The following is an 18413-nucleotide window of genomic DNA, read 5'->3' as shown; positions in this document are numbered from 1 at the left end:
GCACTTAAAAGAATTGACCGCTAAGCCTTGGTATATTGCTGTCATAGTGAGTTGGGGCGTTGCGTTTTTTGAATACGTCCTGCAAGTTCCTGGCAATCGTATCGGTTATACGGTCTTTTTTCAATTGCCCAATTGAAAATTTTACAAGAAGTCATTGCGTTGTTGGTGTTTATTCCTTTTGCGTGGCTTTATCTAAAAATACCGTTAAAACTTGATTATTTATGGGCGGCATTATGTATTTTCGGTGCGGTATATTTTATTTTTCGTGATTCATAGCGGTTAAGAAGAGGCTTCTAATGTTCGCCAAATACAATGACCTGAGCTTTTCTCTACGGTGTCTAGTAGCGCTTGATGAGCAGTTAATTCCTCGTCATCACAACAGATAATCGTTAATGGCGGTCGTTGCTTAGCGGCAATAATTGTTTCGCTAGGCTTGATGATTGAGTTTTTTGGGGCTTGCTCTGTTTCGTCTAATAACGAAAACTGTCCCCCTGTCATAACCAAATATAAATCCGCTAGAATTTCCGCGTCTAGCAACGCGCCGTGTAGTTCTCGGTGACTGTTATCGATATTATAGCGTTTGCATAAAGCATCTAAGCTATTACGTTGTCCTGGATGCTTGGAGCGGGCAAATGTTAGCGTATCGAAAATAGAGCAAATGTCTTCAAGCTTAGTTTGGCTAGCGCTTAATAAGGAAAACTCGTGATTGATAAAGCCCACATCAAACGGCGCGTTATGAATAATTAATTCTGCACCGTTGATGAAAGCAAAAAAGTCGTTATAAATCTCGCTAAACCGTTGTTTGTCTGCTAAAAAATCATTGGTAATGCCATGAACTTTAACGGCTTCAGCATCAATTTGCCTATCTGGATTCAGATAAACATGATAGCGTTGACCCGTATGCCTACGATTAACTAATTCTATACAGCCAATTTCGATAATCCTATGGCCTTCCTGCGGGTTTAAGCCTGTTGTTTCGGTGTCGAGAACGATTAAGCGGGGGTTGTTGGTTCTTTTCGTCATCATGCTATTATTGGCCTTAGTGATTGAATGTATTGAACAGGCCTTACGTTAGGCTTAATGAAACTGCTAATACGCTTAAATATTGTAATGAACCCAAAAACGTCCTGTCGTACTTTCTTTTTCTGGCCATGACCCTAGCGGTGGTGCCGGTATTCAAGCGGATATTGAAACGCTAATTAGCCATCAATGCCATTCCGTAAGCGTGATAACAGCGCTCACTGAGCAAGATACACGCAACGTCCATAAAATCGTGCCACAAAGCTCAGAAAACATTATTAACCAAGCTACGTGTATTTTGGCAGATATTCCGGTTGATGTTTTTAAGATTGGCTTAATCGGTCATCATGAAACCGCGCTAGCAATTTATGCGATACTCAAGCAATATCCTACTATTCCCGTCGTATTTGACCCGGTATTGGCGGCGGGCGGTGGTGCTGACTTAGCGAATGAGCGTTTATTATCTGTAATCGTAGATTTGTTATTACCTTGTATAACGGTGTTAACGCCTAACAGTGAAGAAGCGCGTAAATTAACAGGTTGTACCGATATTGATGCGTGTGGCAAAAGCTTATTGGCTAAAGGCTGTCAGTACGCTTTGATTACGGGCGGGCATGAAGCGACTGAGGATATTGAAAATATATTGTTCCACGATAATAGGCGCTTAGAAACGTATAGCTGGGCTAGATTAGTCGGTGAGTTCCATGGCTCAGGTTGTACGCTGGCAAGTAGTATTGCTGCCTTACTCGCGCATGGTTTAGAGCCTACGCAAGCGGTTATGGAGGCACAAGAATATACTTGGAATTCGCTGAATAGTGCTTACCCGACAGGGCATTGGCAAGCCAATCCTAACCGTTTATTTTGGATTGAGGATGAAGCATGAAATGTCCTAGACGCGGCTTATATGCAATTACCCAAGTAGACGGTAAACCTGATGCGCAAGTGCTTGATGACGTCGAAGCAGCTCTTAAGACCGGAGTCGTGATGTTGCAATATCGTGATAAAAATCCGGTTAAATCGGTTGCGTTAGTACTTGGGTTAAAACGCCTGTGCGCTGAGCATCAAATTCCGTTTATTGTAAACGACGATGTCAATTTAGCCGCGCAAATAGACGCTGATGGTGTGCATTTAGGGCAACATGATGTATCTCTAGCGCACGCTAAGGCTGCATTAGGCGATGACGCTATCATCGGTGTTTCTTGTTATAACTCACTACAGTATGCGCTGGACGCTGAGCAAGCAGGTGCAAGTTATGTGGCGTTTGGACGATTTTTCCCATCAGGTACTAAACCTTTAGCGACTCCTGCTCATATAGAAACGTTACGTTTGGCTAAGCAGCAATTAGCTGTCCCCATCGTTGCTATTGGCGGAATTTTGCCTGAGAACGGTGGTTTATTAGTTGATGCGGGCGCTGATTTGCTAGCCGTTGTGGGTGGTGTATTTAATGGCGAGCCACAGGCATCGGTATCGGCATACTTACCACTTTTTCTCTAGGATTAAAGCACTTGAGGTTGGCTTCTTGCAGGCGTAAATAAAGGTAAACCGGGATTTTTTGTACGAGATTCGTTGATGTGTTATAGAATGTAACGTTAAGTTTAAATCCTGGTACGAAAGCGTCTTTGCTGTCGTCCACTCTCACAAAATAAATTATAAAGACAACGGAGTTTACATGCGCATTATTCTCTTGGGGAGTCCAGGTTCCGGCAAAGGAACGCAAGCCCAATTTATCACCGAAAAATATGGCATTCCCCAAATTTCAACCGGTGATATGCTAAGAGCCGCTGTGCGCGCAGGAACTCCTTTAGGTCTGGCAGCTAAACAAGTGATGGATGCCGGCGGTTTAGTGTCTGACGATATAATTTTAGGTCTTATTCAAGAGCGCATTGCTCAACCTGATTGCCACAACGGCTTTTTATTAGATGGTTTTCCAAGAACGCTGGCTCAAGCCGAAGGTTTAGCAGCTATGGGTATTGTGATTGATACCGTCGTTGAAATTAAGGTCGATGATGAAGAAATTGTTAAGCGGATGGCAGGAAGACGGGTGCATTTAGCTTCAGGACGCAGTTATCATACTGAATATAATCCACCTAAAGTTGATAATATCGACGATATTACTGGTGAGGCGTTAGTTCAGCGTGATGATGATAAAGAGGAAACAGTCAGAAAGCGTCTTGACGTTTATCATCAACAAACTAAACCATTAGTTGATTATTATTCGGTAGCGGGTCGAACAAAACTATTTGCTTCTATCGCTGGCGTCGGTCATGTCAATGAAATAACGGAAAAGTTATTTGAGTTGTTAAAGCAATAATCGTCGCGCCGTTTGTTTTAGGTATGTTAATAAGGGGCGGACGCGTGTTTAAACGCATTGCCATGAATTATTAAGGTTTTCATTACTATGTCAGGTAAAACATTATACGACAAATTATGGGACGCTCATGTTGTTGATACTGAGACCGATGGTTCGTCACTCATCTATATAGATAGACACCTTGTCCATGAGGTGACTTCTCCCCAAGCGTTTGAGGGCTTGCGTTTAGCAGGGCGAAGCTTATGGCGTCCAGAATGCAATTTAGCCGTTGCTGACCACAATGTGCCGACAACGGCCAGGCAGTTCGGTATTCCAGACCCGATTGCGCGCTTACAAGTAGAAACATTGGATAATAATTGCATTGAGTTTGGCATTACCGAATTCACGATGGCAGATCCAAGACAAGGTATTGTCCATGTGATAGGCCCAGAACAAGGTGCAACGTTACCCGGTATGACTGTGGTTTGTGGCGATTCGCATACATCGACTCACGGAGCTTCAGGTGCGTTAGCGTTTGGCATTGGTACATCAGAAGTTGAGCATGTCTTAGCAACCCAATGTTTATGGCAGAAAAAAGCTAAGAATTTGCTGGTGCGCGTGAATAACAGGTTGCCTTTAGGTGTCAGCGCAAAAGATTTAGTGCTTGCTATTATCGGTCATATCGGTACTGCTGGCGGTACCGGTTATACCATTGAGTTTGCCGGTAGTGCGATTGAAGCTTTGTCTATGGAAGAGCGCATGACTATTTGTAATATGGCTATCGAAGCCGGTGCGCGTGCTGGGTTGTGTGCTGTGGATGAGGTGACGATTAACTATTATCAAGGGCGACCTTATTCACCTAAAGGTAAGCAGTGGGAGCTAGCCGTTCAGTATTGGCGAGGCTTGCATTCAGATGCTGATGCGGTTTTTGATAAAGTGATAGAAATTGACGCTGCTTGTTTGAAGCCACAAGTCACTTGGGGCACATCACCTGAGTTAGTTATTGCTATCGATGAAACGATTCCTGACCCTAATGCCGAGTCAGATAACACGAAACGCCAAAGTATGGTCAGAGCATTAGACTATATGGGGTTAAATGCAGGGCAAGCCTTGACCGATATTGTTGTCGATAAAGTGTTTATCGGCTCTTGCACAAATTCTAGGATTGAAGATTTAAGAGCGGCTGCGCAAGTTGCTAAAGGGCGAAAAGTAGCAGAAAACATCAAAGTCGCTTTGATAGTGCCCGGTTCTGGTTTGGTTAAGCAACAAGCGGAAGCCGAAGGATTAGATGAGGTTTTTCGTGCAGCGGGCTTTGAATGGCGAGAACCAGGCTGCTCTATGTGTTTAGCGATGAATGCTGACCGGCTTGCCGAAGGTGAGCGTTGTGCGTCAACCTCAAACCGAAAATTTTGAAGGGCGCCAAGGCTATGGTGGACGCACGCATTTGGTAAGTCCTGCAATGGCCGCCGCTGCGGCTATTGCCGGTCATTTTGTCGATGTGCGGACGTTTGCACTTGAGTAATGCCATGAAAGCGCAGCAACTTTTGTTTATTATCGTGTTGTTAGCCTTGTTAACCAGTTGTAATGCGTTTCGTGGTTTAGGTAAAGACATAGAGAAAGTTGGTGAAGCGATTCAACGATCCTAACAAAGAATTTTGAGCGAAGACTATGCAAGCTTTTACAGTATTAAACGGATTGGTTGCTCCACTTGATAGAGCAAACGTCGATACCGATGCAATCATTCCTAAACAATTTTTAAAATCGATTAAACGGTCTGGGTTTGGCCCGTTTTTATTCGATGAATGGCGTTATTTGGATAGAGGCGAGCCTGATATGGAGTGTTCGGGGCGTCCTGTAAATCCTCAGTTTGTATTAAATCAGCCTGACTATCAAGGCGCAGAAGTTTTATTAACAAGAGAAAACTTCGGTTGTGGTTCCTCGCGTGAACATGCGCCCTGGGCGTTGGCGGACTATGGCTTTAGAGCCATTATCGCGCCTAGTTTCGCTGATATTTTTTATAATAATTGCTTTAAAAACGGTTTGTTGCCTATTTGTTTAGAAGCTACGGTTGTTAGTCAGTTGTTCGCAGAATTAACCGCTGGTTATCGATTAATTATTGATTTAGCAGCTCAGACCGTAACAACGCCACAAGGGCGTGTGCTTGCATTTGAGGTCGATGCTAATCGTAAGTATCGTTTGCTCAATGGCTTAGACGATATTGGTTTAACGTTGCAGTGTGCCGATAAAATTCGTGCGTATGAGCGACAACAAGCCAATAAGACACCTTGGCTGTTTATGAGCTAACGTAAGGCGGGACAGGGTATTCAGGGCGTAGGACGCCGTAAATACATCCCTGTAGGCTTGGTGGCAGCATCCCTGCTGCCAACACCTGCACCCTAAATACCCTGTCCCTAATAAAATGCGTAGCCCTAAAGTAATACAACCGATAGATAACAAGGTTTTAACATGATAAAAAAAATAGCCGTATTACCCGGTGATGGCATTGGCCCTGAGATTGTTACTGAGGCCTTAAAAGTGTTGGCATTTTTAAATGCTGATATGCAATTAAATTTAGAATTTGAGCAGGGTTTAATTGGTGGTGCCGCTTATGATGAATTCGGTACGCCTTTTCCTGAACAAACCCTTGCACTGGCAAAAGCTTCCGATGCTATTCTGTTAGGTGCTGTAGGTGGCTATAAATGGGAGTCTTTGGATATTTCACTGCGTCCCGAAAAAGGCTTATTAGGTTTGCGTTCTGAGTTGGAATTATTTGCTAATTTGCGCCCGGCCATTTTATATCCACAGTTAGCGAACGCGTCTAGCTTAAAAGCGGATTTAGTATCTGGTTTAGATATTATGATTGTACGTGAGCTAACTGGTGGTATTTATTTTGGTCAACCAAGAGGTGTGCGAATCTTAGACAATGGCGAAAAACAAGGTTTTAACACCTTAGTTTATCGCGAAAGCGAGATTCGCCGAATAGCAAAAAAGTGCTTTTGAAATCGCGCAAAAACGTAATCGTCGCTTATGTTCGGTCGATAAAGCAAATGTATTAGAAGCGACTGAATTATGGCGGAATGTCGTGACCGATATGGCTAAAGACTATCCTGAGGTTAGTTTAAGCCACATGTATGTTGATAACGCGGCTATGCAGCTTGTGCGAGCGCCTAAACAATTCGATGTGGTAGTGACAACAAATATGTTTGGCGATATTCTTTCCGATATAGCAGCAATGCTTACCGGTTCAATTGGCATGTTACCATCGGCATCGTTAAATGCTGACAATAAGGGCATGTATGAACCGATACATGGCTCTGCGCCGGATATCGCAGGTCAAGGTGTTGCTAATCCGTTAGCAACGATATTATCGGTAGCTATGATGTTGCGTTATAGTTTAAATCAAGAAGCGGCGGCGTTACGAATAGAGCAAGCTGTGGCACAAGCTTTAGATGCTGGCTTGAGAACACCTGACATATATTCAGAGGGTATGCAAAAAATTGGTACAGTGGCAATGGGTGATGCGGTGATTCAAGCATTAAAAGGAGCAGCATAATGTCTAAGTTATACAATGTTGCGGTCGTTGGCGCGACAGGTGCGGTTGGGGAAACGATGTTAGCGATTTTAGAACAGCGTAATTTTCCAGTCGGTGAAGTGTTTGCTTTAGCGAGTAGTCAATCTGCCGGCAAGCGGATTCCTTTTAAAAATGGTTCGCTTGTTGTGCGAGATTTAGCTGAGTTCGATTTTAGCCAAGCACAGATCGGTTTATTTTCTCCAGGTGCATCCGTGTCAGCGATTTATGCACCTAAAGCAGCCCAAGCGGGTTGCGTAGTCATCGATAATACTTCCCAATTTCGTTATGATGACGATATTCCGCTTGTGGTCCCTGAAGTCAACCCCGAAAAAGTTGCTGATTATACAAATCGCGGCATTATCGCTAATCCAAACTGTTCAACGATTCAAATGTTGGTGGCATTAAAACCTATTTATGATGCCGTGGGTATTAGCCGAATTAATGTTTGTACTTATCAAGCCGTATCAGGCACAGGTAAAGAAGCGATAGAAGAATTAGGACGGCAAACGGCCAATTTATTGAACTTAAAGCCCATAGAGGTCAAAGTTTATCCAAAACAAATCGCTTTCAATGTCTTGCCTCAGATTGACGTTTTTCAGGATAATGGCTATACCAAAGAAGAGATGAAAATGGTTTGGGAAACCCGGAAAATCCTTGGTGATAACCAAATTCAAGTGAATCCAACAGCAGTGCGAGTGCCGGTGTTCTATGGACACTCTGAAGCGGTGCATATCGAGACTAAACAAAAAATCGATGCGGCAACGGTACGTGCTTTATTGTCTAAAGCGCCTGGCGTAGTTGTGGTCGATGACCACATTGATGGGGGTTATCCTACGGCGGTAACGCATTCATCAGGGCATGATGAAGTTTTTGTTGGACGTATTCGAGAAGACATCTCACATCCGCAAGGCATTAATTTATGGGTGGTAAGTGATAATGTGCGTAAAGGGGCAGCATTAAACAGTGTGCAAATAGCAGAATTGCTGGTAAAAAATCACATCTAGTCTAAGCTTAGCTTTATTATTCGACTATTCGCGGTAAAAAACTGTGGTAACTATTTTTAAGGAGAGTAGCGTGCGCAATTTAACCCGATCTATAGCAGTTGTATCGTTATTGGTACCTGCTATTGCCTACCCGTTAGGATAGGTGATATTAAATTGCATTCAGCGCTTAATCAAAGTCTCGATGCCGAGATTGCATTAGTTTTATCCCCTGGCGAACAGCTTTCTAATGTTAATATCACTCTGGCAGCACCCGATAAATTTGATGAGTTAGGTATTCCCTGGTCGTATTATTTATCAAAAGTTAGATTTGAAAAAATTACAACGCCTAGTGGTGGTGCAAAGATTCGTGTGACGTCTCGGGAGGCATTAAAAGAGCCTTTGTTAGAGTTTATACTTGAAGTAAGCTGGCCTAAAGGTAATTTATATCGGCAATTTACCGTACTAGTAGACCCACCTACCACTTATCAACATCTTTCAAGGCCAGTAATTACTCGGCAGTATGAGCAAGATGATTATGCCTATAAGCCTAAGTCTAAGCGCCGAGTTAGCGATGAAGCAAGAGTAGACACAGCGTCGAAGGTAAGCGGTGAAGGGTATGGGCCAGTTTCTAAAAATGATACGTTATGGAATATTGCAGAGCGCCTAAGCCATAATAGTAATGCATCGATTGAACAAATGTTAATCGCGCTGTATCAAGAGAATCCGCACGCGTTTTACAAGGCTAATATCAATGCGTTGACAGCCGGTAAAAGTTTTAAAAAGTTCCTAGTCAAGAAGCCATTGTAAGATTATCTCGCAAGCAAGCGTTACAAGAATTTAAGCGTCAAGTCAATGAGTGGCGGCATCCGGCGGCTATTGCTGAAACGGGTGTGCAACAGCCAAAAGGGTTAGAGAACCAACTTAAACTGATTGCACCTACTCAAGAAACCGTTGCAGACAGTGCCGATGTTGCAGCTCATGATAAGTCATTAACCCCTGAAAAAACCGTTGAATCGTTACCAGCGCCTACAGCAAATGACAGCTCAAAGGTTGCAAGCCCAATTAGCCCAGAAGCTACAAGCGTAGCTGCGACCGGTTCTGCCGTTGATAAGGCTGCTCAAGAAAAGATGTTTGAGTTAGAAAAGCAAATTGCAGCCATGCAAGAGTTGATTAAGCTAAAAGATCAACAATTGGCGACATTACAAAATCAACCTATAAGCCCAACAACGACTACACCGGCGGCCTCATCGACACCGACCACTCAACCTCAACAACCAGCGCCTGTAAAGACTGAAGCGCCAACAACGCCAGCGTCGCCGACTACAAGTCCTGTGACGACAACACCGGTTACGCCTGCAACAAATAACACGACTACGCCTACGCCTACACAACAGCCAGAGAAAACACCACCCGCTAAGCCTGTTCGTAAACCTATCGCCAAAGTCACACAGACCGAACAAGAATCAAGCGATTGGATTTATTTAGCCTTAGGCGGAGTAGGTCTTGGATTATTGGGCGGCTTAGGTTGGTTTTGGCTGCGTAATAGGCAAAAAGAAAAAGATGCGGCGATGCCTTTTCCGGTGTCAGCTCCGGTTAAATCAGCCAAGTTAACAGAGAGTACAACATCAACCAAAGATGAGGGATTTGGTTTAGATTTAACAGATAATATTTTCTCTACTGATTTTGCGATAAGCGACTTCGATGTTATCGATATGGATCAAGGTGAGATTGATCCAATTTCTGAAGCCGATGTTTATCTAGCTTATGGTCGTTACCAACAAGCAGAGGATTTAATTCGAGATGCTATTAACGAACAGCCTGATAGAGATGAATGTAAATTAAAATTATTAGAGATTTTCTACGCTAATGGTAATAAACGCGCTTTTGAAACTTATGCGAAAGAATTAATTGATAGCGGGAAAAATGATGACTTAGTGTTCTGGTCTAAAGTGACCGAGATGGGTAGTGAAATATGCTCGGATTCACCTATTTTCTCGAATAATTTTACCGGTCTTAATTTCCAAAAGCCTGAGATTAACAAATCAGCTAAACCTAGCGATGAAGACAAGAATTCAGACCTAGACTTTGATTTAGATTCTTTCGACCAGTTATTCGATGGTCAGAATGATTTGTTTGATTTAGACGCACTGGTTCCTTCCAAATCAGAGCCTTCTACTAAAACAGCTGAGCCTCAGAAAAATAATACCAGCTTAGATTTTGATTTAAGCTTCTTTGATGAGCCTAAGTTAGAGGATAAGCCTGCATCAGCGCCCATCTCTACCCCAACCAATACCGTTAAGGACTTAGAGAGTTTTGAATTTGATTTTAATTTAGAACCCGCTCCCCAAAGCAAACCTAAGCCAGCGGCAACTGATGACTTTGATAAGCTAGATTTTGGCTCATTTAATGAAGGCTTTGAAACTATAGAATTTACTCAAGAGGTTAAAAAGGAGCAAGCGCCAAGCTTAGAAAAATCAAATAATATCGCATCGTCAATCGAAGGGTTTGATTTTGAAGAAGCATTAAAGTCTGATCAAGGCTTTGAAGCTATTGAATTATCTCAATCTATACAAAGCACACCAAAGTCAGATAATACGATAGGCGCGTTCGATGATTTTGATTTTAGTGCTACCGTTTCTGCCAGTGATAAACCTGAAAAAAAGTTTCGGTATTGCTGATTTGTCTGAAATGGACGAAATGGAAACTAAGTTAGATTTGGCAATCGCTTATATCGATATGGGTGATTCCGATGCTGCGAAAGAAATAGCGCTGGAAGTCTTAAAGAAAGGCACAGCTGAGCAGCAAATGGTTGCACAGGCTTTATTAGATGGGCTATAAAACTACGTTACGCTTTGCTAATTTGTGAAAATCACCAAAGCGTAATAACAGCATAGGCAACAGCAATAAATTTAATAACGTCGATGACAGTAGTCCACCAATAATAATCGACGCCATAGGTCCCATAATTTCTCGCCCCGGATTATCGCTGTTCAGTGCGATAGGTAACATCGCTAAGGCTGTTACCAAGGCCGTCATGACAATAGACGGTAAACGCTGACCAGCGCCTAATACCATCGTTTCTAAATTCCACAGTCTTTTTTCCTCAATGAGCAAATAACGGTAATGTGCGATGAGCATAATACTGTTGCGTGCGGTTATCCCAAATAAGGTGATAAAACCTACGACTGCGCCAACCGATAACGCGGTGTCTGTTAATAACACGGCTAAAATACCGCCGATTAACGCAAAAGGTAAATTGGCTAAGGTAATCATGACATGGCGTAAACTTTGCATTGCTAGGTAAGACAGCATTAACACGCCCGCACCAGCTAAGAGAGCTTGTATGATGAGTTGTTGGCGCGCTTCTGCCTGCTCAATGGCGGCACCGGTAAACTTGATGACAGTATTTTGAGCCGGTGCGATTTCAGTCAATATGCGTTGACGCAATTCTTGCATAAAATCATCTAAATCCCGATTGAGCACATGGCTAGTGACGGTTTGTCTGCGTTGCCCGCCTTCGTGCAAAATAGCGTAGCGTGTGTTGGTGTTCTGAATATCGGCAATCTGGGCTAATTCAATTAATTTATTAGGCTCTGAACGTATCGGTAGTTTTTTTAAAAACGTAGGTTCTTGGCTAAACTCGGGTGCAAGCGTAACGGAGACGCCATAGCTTTCTGTTCCGGTTTGAATCAGGCCGATATTGCGAGCCTCAAAGGCGGCTTGTAAAACAGAGAACACCTCAGTCGAAGAAACTTGCCAGAAATTCATCGCATCAGATTTTAAATTAACCGCGAGCAGAGGCGCTGTAGGCGTAGAACGTACTTGTACGTTGCTACTGCCTTTGATACTACGCACAATATTGGCAACGCTTTCAGCCTGTTGATCTAACTGAGCTAAATCATTGCCAAAGATATTAATTGCCACTGGCGCAGTATAACCTGAGATGGTTTCGTCAATCCGCTCGGTCAAAAACGTATTAGCTTCTGATGAAATACCGGGAAAATCATTTAATAGTGCGCGAATTTGCTCTAATACTGCGTGTTGTTCGTGGCCTGTTAGCTGTTTAAGTCTTACCTCAAATTCACTGTAATGGCTGCCATAAGTATCAGCACCACGACCTGCACGACCTGCCCATTGCGATACCGATTCAACACCTGGAATAGCGAGAAAGTGTTGGGTTAGTTGTTGTCCTATGCGTATCGATTCTGTCAAAGATGTACCAGGCGCGCTAGTTGTATGAACAATATAATGACCTTCGCGTAATTCGGGCAAAAATTGTGATGGTAGTTCACTCAGTTTAATAAGCGCTAATGCGCTAGCCATAACACACGCGCTGATTAACCAGACAAAATAACGGTTTGTGGTGACTAAAAAACGGCTATAAATGGGTAGCAACCACTGAGTTAAAGGGGGCTCGTTGACGGCTTTACATTGAGCTAATAATGCTTTAGCCAAGGCAGGCGTTAAGCTTAATGCTGTCAATAACGAAATCAAGATAGCCAAAATATAGGAATAGCCTAGCGGTGCAAATAACCGCCCGGCCACACCCGATAAGGTTAATAAGGGGGTAAATACCAACGCGACGATAAAGCTCGCATAAACTACTGAGCTGCGTACTTCTAGTGAAGCTGAGTAAACCACATGCTCACTAGGCAGTGGTTCTGATTTAAGCGCATTTTTCGCGCAAACGGCGAAAAATGTTTTCAGTATCAATAATGGCATCATCGACGACTTCCCCTAACACAATTGCTAGACCACCAAGAACCATAATGTTGAGTTGTTGGCCTGTGGTTAATAATACTAAGACAGCGCCAATTAACGACATGGGAATGGCTAAGGCAGAGATAAACGCGGTTCGCCAATTGAATAAAAACACATATAAAATAACGACTACGATAGCTGCGCCTAGCACTAAATGCGATGACAAATTGGCAACAGAGCGCTCTATGTAATCTGCCGGACGAAATAAATGGGGATAAAAGTTAATATTCTTCTGGCTAAAAACAGGCGTTAATTCGTTAAGTGTTTGCTCTATACGTTTAGTCATAGACAACGTATTTGCGCCAAATTGCCCTAAAATCATAAGCACTACGCCCGGCTTACCCATGATTTGAGCGGCGCTAATAGCAGGTTCCGGTGCGAAACGAATAGTGCCTAATTCACTCAAGCGGATAAGACGCGTTTTTGTCTTGCGCTAGCGGAATCATGAGTTGCTCAAATTGACTAGGATTTGTGGCAAAGCCGAATACTTGCACGGTAAAGCGTTGGTTGGCATTTTCAATAAAACCGCCTCCGTGTTGTTGTAGCATAGGCTTTAACGCGTTAGTGACATCGCTTAGGCTAAGATTAAAACGCTTAAGTTGTAACGGGTTTAACTGAATTTGTAATTGCTTAACCTCGCCACCGAATACATTGACATCGGCGACACCTGGTACCGATAATAACTGCGGAATAACGGTTCTATCGACTAAACTGCGTAATGCCATTAAATCAACCTTATCTGATTGTAAGCCAATCGTCATTAACGTCGCAGAGGATGAAGACAAAGGAATAATAACGGGTGTTACGTCTTTAGGTAACAATGCCGTTAACCCATTTAAGCGTTCACTGATAAGCTGACGATTACGAAATACATCGCTAGCCTCATTAAACGTAGCGGTGACGATAGACAAGCCTTGAATCGACTCAGAGCGTAATTCTGTTAACCCTAAGCTACCGCTAATGGCTGCTTCTATCGGCTTAGTCACGCTTATTTCTACGTGTTCACTAGCAAGCCCTGGCGCTTCGGTTTGAATAATCACCCGTTTAGGTGAGAATTCTGGAAAAATGTCTAACCCAGCTGAATGAAAGCGGTAGCTACCATAAACTAAGACAATAAAGGCTAAAAAAATAATAAGCCAATGAAACTTAATCGAAAATCGTATGAGAGTTGAAATCATGGTAATTATTCAGCCTCCTTTCGCATTTTTGAGGCGTCATGCTTGTAAGTTATTGTTTTGTTGACATCGAGGCCAAAAATATTAGAAGGGGTTGAATACTTACACATCATTTAGAGTCGGTGCAGTGCGGTATTTCCGCCGGGAAAACAAATCGTTGCGTGATATGATATGTATTCTTTTATAGTAGACAAGGAATAAGATGCACGAACTTAATAACCAAGAGCTTTATCAAGCCTTGCATTATGCCAAAAGCTTAGATCAAGAAGCCGGTCAACGAATCTTGATTCAATTTCAAATTGACCAACCGCAATTTTTTCAAAACTTTATTCAATACCTTTGCCGAAATAATATCCGCACAAGATGCTGAACTATCACATTTATATATGGATTTATGCTTTGATGTCGTATGCATCTATCAAAAAACCTTTGGTAGTATGCCTAAATTCAAAGATGACCCGGTGTGGATGGAGCGGCAGGTTGAATCGTTGACTAAATTAATTAAACCGTTTGCCAATAATAAAAATTTATCAGAAAAACAGATTCATCGTTTAAAAGACGACTTTTTGGCAACCTGAAGCGGGTGAGCTAGTCCAAACGGTTTTAGTTAGTTTTTTGCATACCGCGATTGACGAACATGCCAAAGCACACAAAAGCGACACGGCGGCGGTAGAGTTAACCAAAGCGATGGCGTTTATGACGGTAAAATTATTTACCGCGTTATATGCTAGCAAGCCGACGTCGGTTCATTAAATCTCTTTATAATAATTACAAGCACATGATAGAGAATACGTTATTTGAGGCACTGGAAAACTGTTTAAACAGTATTGTGTCTGATTCGGAAAAATATTTAACCCGAGATGAATTAGCGGGTTTACTTTATGCGTACACAATTACGCCTAAAGCAGAGTTGCCAGGTATTGACAATGACGCTAGCGCATGGATAGCAGCATTGTTTTATGGTGAGCATCCATTGCTTACCGAGGAGCAAATCCCAGCGCTTAGCCTGGCTTATCAAGCGCTTGCCGAAGCCTACCAAGGCCTATTAGCACAAGGTCAACTTGAGTTTCCGTACAACTTAAGCGACATTAACGAAGAAAATTTAGATGTTTTAGACAATGCTTATAGCTGGAGCCAAGGTTTTTTCACGGGGTTAATAGTGAATGAGCGCTTCTGGTTAGGGAGAGCCGGGGAAGTATTAAGACCGACCGACCCCTTAGAGTCGGTCAGAAACAGCGCAAAATTATTCGTAGGTTTAGCGACTATGGATTTTAGCGATTTTGATAAAGCTAAAATTGCGCAAATAAGAGCGTTTTTAATCGAGCAAGGCCAAGAGCCTAGTAATGAACTAATTGCCGCAACGTTATTCGCTAATGTGCCAACAGCCGTGCACACATTGCAGCAATATGGCTTAAGTCAAGCTAGTGCGCGCCAGCCAATTAAAGTGAGTCAAGATAAAGTAGGCCGCAACGAGCCTTGTCCTTGCGGCAGTGGTAAAAAATATAAAAAATGCTGCGGCGCTTAAGTGTCGCTAGTAAACGCGCGGTTAGCTTTACCGCGCGTCAATCATAGTCTTGTGCTGCATGATTAAACTGCTCTGATAACAGCATTTGTGCACCGCTAATCACTAATAATTCACCTTCTGTGACATTGTCTTTAGCTAAATAAGCATTAGTTGAATAGTCGATTAACTGCGTTAAAACGCGCCGTATGAATTGATTATCGGCGTTTTTTATATACACCGAAGCTTGATTCATAAACCATACGACCGCTGTTTTAGGAATGACCAAGCCTTTTGTGGTCGTTTTAGCCGTTTGTTCGGGTAGCCAAGCATTAACGCTCATACCGGGTTTAATATTCTTGCCATCGGTTAAAAAATAATAGCTAAACCCTATGCTATTGGCATCAACAGTAGGCGCAACAGAAATCAGTTCAGCGGTTTGTGCATGATTTTTATCAGCGCTTGTGCTGACTAAAACGTTTAATTTAGAGTGAGGCAGACTTTTGTTGTTAGGTAAAGTGAGCAACAACAGGGTTTTTTGTCCGCTAATCAACGCATCTAACAACGCATGGTGTGGGTTTAATAGCCATGTGCTTATCGTGTTACCCCATTGCATAACCAGCTCATCTTTGAGCGCTTGCTGTTGTTGGTTTACGGTAGCTAATTGGGCATGTTGGAAATTTGCTTGGTCTTGCTGTTCTTGCACTAAGCGTTGAGCGCTAATGCCTTGCTCATATAACACTTTTTGTCTAGCCAGTGTTTTGTCAACAAATTCCGCCCGGCTACGCACAGTCGCGAGTTCGGTTAAGGCGTTTTGATAACGCAAACGCGAGGCAAGTAAGTTTTGCAATGGTAACGCTTTGCCATAAGCAATGAACTCTGTTTGGAAATTGACTGCTTGAATGGGCTGTGTGGTTATCCCTGATAAGGTTTGAATTTGCTCTGAGAGTGTCAGACTGTTGGTTTCGTCAGGTTCGGGTGCTGTATCGTTATCAGCGAAACCATGCGGCGACGAGCACAGCAAAATGACTATGATAAGCCAGTGTCGAGTGGATAACTGCATGGGCAGCACGCTATAAAAAAGCCCTGGTTGAAACTCAACCAGGGCTTTTAGAGCTAACCTTTTAAAAAAAGATTAGTTAGGCAATGCAAACACAGTTAATGTGCCACCTAATTTGGTGAAAGAGCTTAAGCTTCTGTATGCACCTACTGCGCCTAAGCCTTCTGAACCACTTTTGTCTGTACCGTCGTCAAGACCGGCTGCGATACCGATACCTGCCCAGCCACCAATACCTGACATAACGCCAACATATTGTTTGCCGTTATATTTCCAAGTATTGACGTTACCGATAATGCCAGATGGGGTTTTGAATTTGTACAATTCTTTACCTGTTTTAGCATCAACGCCTTTTAAGTAACCTTCTAACGTGCCATAGAAGACCACGCCACCTGCAGTGGCAACAGAGCCTGACCAAACAGAGAACTGCTCTTTATTAGACCATGCGATTTTGCCGGTTTTTGCATCCCAGGCAGTGAACTGACCTAAGTTAGTGGTGCCATCGGCTTTACCTGTTATGACGTCAGCAGCAGCTGGCATCATAGTTAAAGTCGCGCCTACATACGGTTGACCAGCTGTGTAAGACACTTCGAATGGCTCATATTCCATACATAAGTGGTTGCCAGAGATGTAGAACAAGCCTGTTTGCGGTGAGTAAGAAACGGGTTGTTGGTTTTTAGCACCTAACGCAGCTGGGCAAACGCCTTTAGTGTTAACGTCTTCACCGTTGTGTTCTGTACTGTATTGTGGCACAACTTGTGGGCGACCGGTGTTCATATCAACATGAGTTGCCCAGTTAACTGATTTATCAAATTTTTCAGCAACTAATAACTCACCTGTTTCACGATCTAAGGTGTAACCAAAACCGTTACGGTCGAAATGCACGATAGTTTTATGCATTTTGCCTTTCACTTCTTGGTCGACTAAAACAGTCTCGTTGATGCCGTCAAAATCCCACTCGTCGTGTGGTGTCATTTGGTAAACCCATTTAACGGCCCCTGTGTCTGCGTCACGAGCCCATAATGACATAGACCATTTATTGTCACCTGGACGTTGTGTGGGGTTCCAAGTCGATGGGTTGCCTGAACCGTAATAGACTAAGTTTAATTTTGGATCGTAGCTATACCAGCCCCAAGTGGTGCCGCCGCCGATTTTCCATTGGTCGCCTTGCCAAGATTTTAAGCTAGACTCTGCACCAACTGGAGTAACTTTGCCGTTTTCCCACGTGGTGGTTTTACCGGGTTGGATTAATGTGTCTTTATCTGGACCCATGCTATAGCCTTTCCAAGCTAATTTGCCGGTGTTGATGTCATAAGCTGCTATAAAGCCACGTACACCGAACTCACCGCCTGAGATACCCGTGAAGACTTTGTCTTTAACTACTAAAGGTGCGTTAGTGTTGGTCATACCCAATTTAGGGTCGCCGTTTTGTACGCTCCACACGCGTTTGCCGGTTTTAGCGTCTAATGCGGTTAATACAGTGTTAGATTGTTGTAAGAAGATTTTGCCGTCGCCGTAAGCTAAACCACGGTTAACGGTGTCGCAGCACATAACAGGGATTGTGACGTCAGCGTCTTGTGTTGGGGTGAATTCCCAAATAACAGACTGAGTTTTTTGGTCGATTGCGTAAACGGTGTTAGGGAATGGAGTATGGATGTAAAGAACATCGTCAACAACTAATGGGCCGCCTTCATGGCCGCGTAATACGCCGGTTGAGAACGTCCAAACCGGTTGTAGATTTTTTACGTTGCTGGTGTTGATTTCGTTTAATTCGCTATAACGAGTACCTGCATAGTCGCCACCCCAGGATGCCCAGTTCGCAGGATTTTGCATTAATCTCTCAACACCACTGTTTGCAGTAGAAATCGCAGGCACAGCTAATAAGCTGGCGATGCTGGAAGCAAGCAGCCAACTTTGTAAAGGCTTCTTCATAATTATTTTCTCCTGATATTTTTGTTATTCAACAAAAAATATTGAATTGTTTTTTATAGACTAATATTAGTTTTTGGCTGAATGGTTTTTATCCCGTACTAAGCAGGGAATTTTTCATACCAA

20 protein-coding genes and 3 pseudogenes are annotated in these 18413 nt (G+C 43.1%); 17 read left to right on the top strand and 6 right to left on the bottom strand.

From position 1 onward, the window contains the following. Positions 1–46: 46 nt before the first annotated feature. Complete coding sequence (locus VZ94_RS32880; RefSeq protein ID WP_369126309.1) at positions 47–136, top strand: DMT family protein; 90 nt, start codon at positions 47–49, stop codon at positions 134–136. Beyond that, the gene (locus tag VZ94_RS32875; protein WP_369126308.1) at positions 133–276 is read left to right on the top strand and encodes a DMT family protein; all 144 of its coding nucleotides are present in this window, start codon (positions 133–135) and stop codon (positions 274–276) included. The genes VZ94_RS32880 and VZ94_RS32875 overlap by 4 nt, the downstream gene beginning before the upstream one ends. Before the next feature lie 3 nt (positions 277–279). On the opposite strand, the gene dnaQ is transcribed toward VZ94_RS32875, so the two are convergent. After that, on the bottom strand, positions 280–1023 hold the full coding sequence (gene dnaQ, locus VZ94_RS17965; protein ID WP_045780277.1) for a DNA polymerase III subunit epsilon: 744 nt from the start codon (positions 1021–1023) through the stop codon (positions 280–282). 100 nt (positions 1024–1123) lie between these two features. Between dnaQ and thiD the strand changes: the two are divergent. From thiD to VZ94_RS27250, 11 genes and pseudogenes are all read left to right on the top strand, one after another. Next, positions 1124–1903: pseudogene (gene thiD, locus VZ94_RS17960) on the top strand (bifunctional hydroxymethylpyrimidine kinase/phosphomethylpyrimidine kinase); the annotation flags it as partial. Beyond that, the gene (gene thiE / locus VZ94_RS17955; RefSeq protein ID WP_045780274.1) at positions 1900–2514 is read left to right on the top strand and encodes a thiamine phosphate synthase; all 615 of its coding nucleotides are present in this window, start codon (positions 1900–1902) and stop codon (positions 2512–2514) included. The pseudogene thiD and the gene thiE, both read left to right, overlap by 4 nt. Before the next feature lie 175 nt (positions 2515–2689). After that, positions 2690–3331, top strand: coding sequence for an adenylate kinase (gene adk, locus VZ94_RS17950; RefSeq protein WP_045780273.1), 642 nt, complete (start codon positions 2690–2692; stop codon positions 3329–3331). A gap of 87 nt (positions 3332–3418) precedes the next feature. After that, positions 3419–4832: pseudogene (leuC, locus tag VZ94_RS17945) on the top strand (3-isopropylmalate dehydratase large subunit). A gap of 4 nt (positions 4833–4836) precedes the next feature. Beyond that, entirely contained in the window at positions 4837–4956 is a 120-nt protein-coding gene (locus tag VZ94_RS24710) for an entericidin A/B family lipoprotein (protein WP_109867722.1), read from the top strand. Positions 4957–4978: 22 nt separating this feature from the next. Next, complete coding sequence (gene leuD, locus VZ94_RS17940; protein WP_045780272.1) at positions 4979–5614, top strand: 3-isopropylmalate dehydratase small subunit; 636 nt, start codon at positions 4979–4981, stop codon at positions 5612–5614. Between the two features lie 162 nt (positions 5615–5776). Beyond that, positions 5777–6863: pseudogene (gene leuB, locus VZ94_RS17935) on the top strand (3-isopropylmalate dehydrogenase). Next, entirely contained in the window at positions 6863–7885 is a 1023-nt protein-coding gene (locus VZ94_RS17930; RefSeq protein WP_045780271.1) for an aspartate-semialdehyde dehydrogenase, read from the top strand. The pseudogene leuB and the gene VZ94_RS17930 overlap by 1 nt, the downstream one beginning before the upstream one ends. 87 nt (positions 7886–7972) lie before the next feature. After that, on the top strand, positions 7973–8671 hold the full coding sequence (locus VZ94_RS17925) for a FimV/HubP family polar landmark protein (RefSeq protein WP_082081796.1): 699 nt from the start codon (positions 7973–7975) through the stop codon (positions 8669–8671). 83 nt (positions 8672–8754) lie between these two features. After that, positions 8755–10542, top strand: coding sequence for a type IV pilus assembly protein FimV (locus tag VZ94_RS17920; RefSeq protein WP_045780269.1), 1788 nt, complete (start codon positions 8755–8757; stop codon positions 10540–10542). A gap of 19 nt (positions 10543–10561) precedes the next feature. Beyond that, positions 10562–10702: a FimV/HubP family polar landmark protein gene (locus VZ94_RS27250; RefSeq protein ID WP_204369205.1), complete on the top strand. Its 141-nt coding sequence runs from the start codon at positions 10562–10564 to the stop codon at positions 10700–10702. On the opposite strand, the gene VZ94_RS31110 is transcribed toward VZ94_RS27250, so the two are convergent. Genes VZ94_RS31110 through VZ94_RS31100 form a run of 3 tightly spaced genes read right to left on the bottom strand, consistent with a single transcriptional unit; the run spans position 10697 to position 13803 of the window. Further along, positions 10697–12577, bottom strand: a complete 1881-nt coding sequence (locus tag VZ94_RS31110) for an efflux RND transporter permease subunit (RefSeq protein ID WP_275575321.1) — start codon at positions 12575–12577, stop codon at positions 10697–10699. The two genes, VZ94_RS27250 and VZ94_RS31110, sit on opposite strands and share 6 nt — an antisense overlap. Further along, positions 12531–13031 (bottom strand): efflux RND transporter permease subunit, encoded by a 501-nt coding sequence (locus tag VZ94_RS31105; protein ID WP_275575320.1) that lies wholly within the window; start codon positions 13029–13031, stop codon positions 12531–12533. Before VZ94_RS31105 ends, VZ94_RS31110 begins: the two co-directional genes overlap by 47 nt. After that, on the bottom strand, positions 13024–13803 hold the full coding sequence (locus VZ94_RS31100) for an efflux RND transporter permease subunit (RefSeq protein ID WP_275575319.1): 780 nt from the start codon (positions 13801–13803) through the stop codon (positions 13024–13026). Before VZ94_RS31100 ends, VZ94_RS31105 begins: the two co-directional genes overlap by 8 nt. 199 nt (positions 13804–14002) lie before the next feature. Here VZ94_RS31100 and VZ94_RS26150 point away from each other — a divergent pair, with 199 nt between their 5' ends. From VZ94_RS26150 to VZ94_RS26140, 4 genes are read left to right on the top strand one after another with little or no spacing between them, the layout of a single operon-like run. Continuing rightward, the gene (locus tag VZ94_RS26150) at positions 14003–14170 is read left to right on the top strand and encodes a hypothetical protein (protein WP_157844974.1); all 168 of its coding nucleotides are present in this window, start codon (positions 14003–14005) and stop codon (positions 14168–14170) included. A gap of 16 nt (positions 14171–14186) precedes the next feature. After that, on the top strand, positions 14187–14378 hold the full coding sequence (locus VZ94_RS17910) for a hypothetical protein (RefSeq protein ID WP_131655620.1): 192 nt from the start codon (positions 14187–14189) through the stop codon (positions 14376–14378). A gap of 37 nt (positions 14379–14415) precedes the next feature. Then, entirely contained in the window at positions 14416–14553 is a 138-nt protein-coding gene (locus VZ94_RS26145; protein ID WP_157844973.1) for a hypothetical protein, read from the top strand. 25 nt (positions 14554–14578) lie between these two features. Then, the gene (locus VZ94_RS26140) at positions 14579–15325 is read left to right on the top strand and encodes an SEC-C metal-binding domain-containing protein (protein WP_045780267.1); all 747 of its coding nucleotides are present in this window, start codon (positions 14579–14581) and stop codon (positions 15323–15325) included. Positions 15326–15362: 37 nt separating this feature from the next. On the opposite strand, the gene VZ94_RS17900 is transcribed toward VZ94_RS26140, so the two are convergent. Continuing rightward, the gene (locus VZ94_RS17900) at positions 15363–16364 is read right to left on the bottom strand and encodes an efflux RND transporter periplasmic adaptor subunit (RefSeq protein WP_052700708.1); all 1002 of its coding nucleotides are present in this window, start codon (positions 16362–16364) and stop codon (positions 15363–15365) included. 72 nt (positions 16365–16436) lie between these two features. Further along, the gene (locus VZ94_RS17895) at positions 16437–18290 is read right to left on the bottom strand and encodes a methanol/ethanol family PQQ-dependent dehydrogenase (protein WP_045780266.1); all 1854 of its coding nucleotides are present in this window, start codon (positions 18288–18290) and stop codon (positions 16437–16439) included. Positions 18291–18413: the final 123 nt, after the last annotated feature.

Source organism: Methylocucumis oryzae (genome assembly GCF_000963695.1).
Taxonomy (GTDB): Bacteria; Pseudomonadota; Gammaproteobacteria; order Methylococcales; family Methylomonadaceae; genus Methylovulum; species Methylovulum oryzae.
The sequence above is the reverse complement of the archived record's forward strand: the minus strand, read 5'-3'. Positions and strand labels throughout refer to the sequence as shown.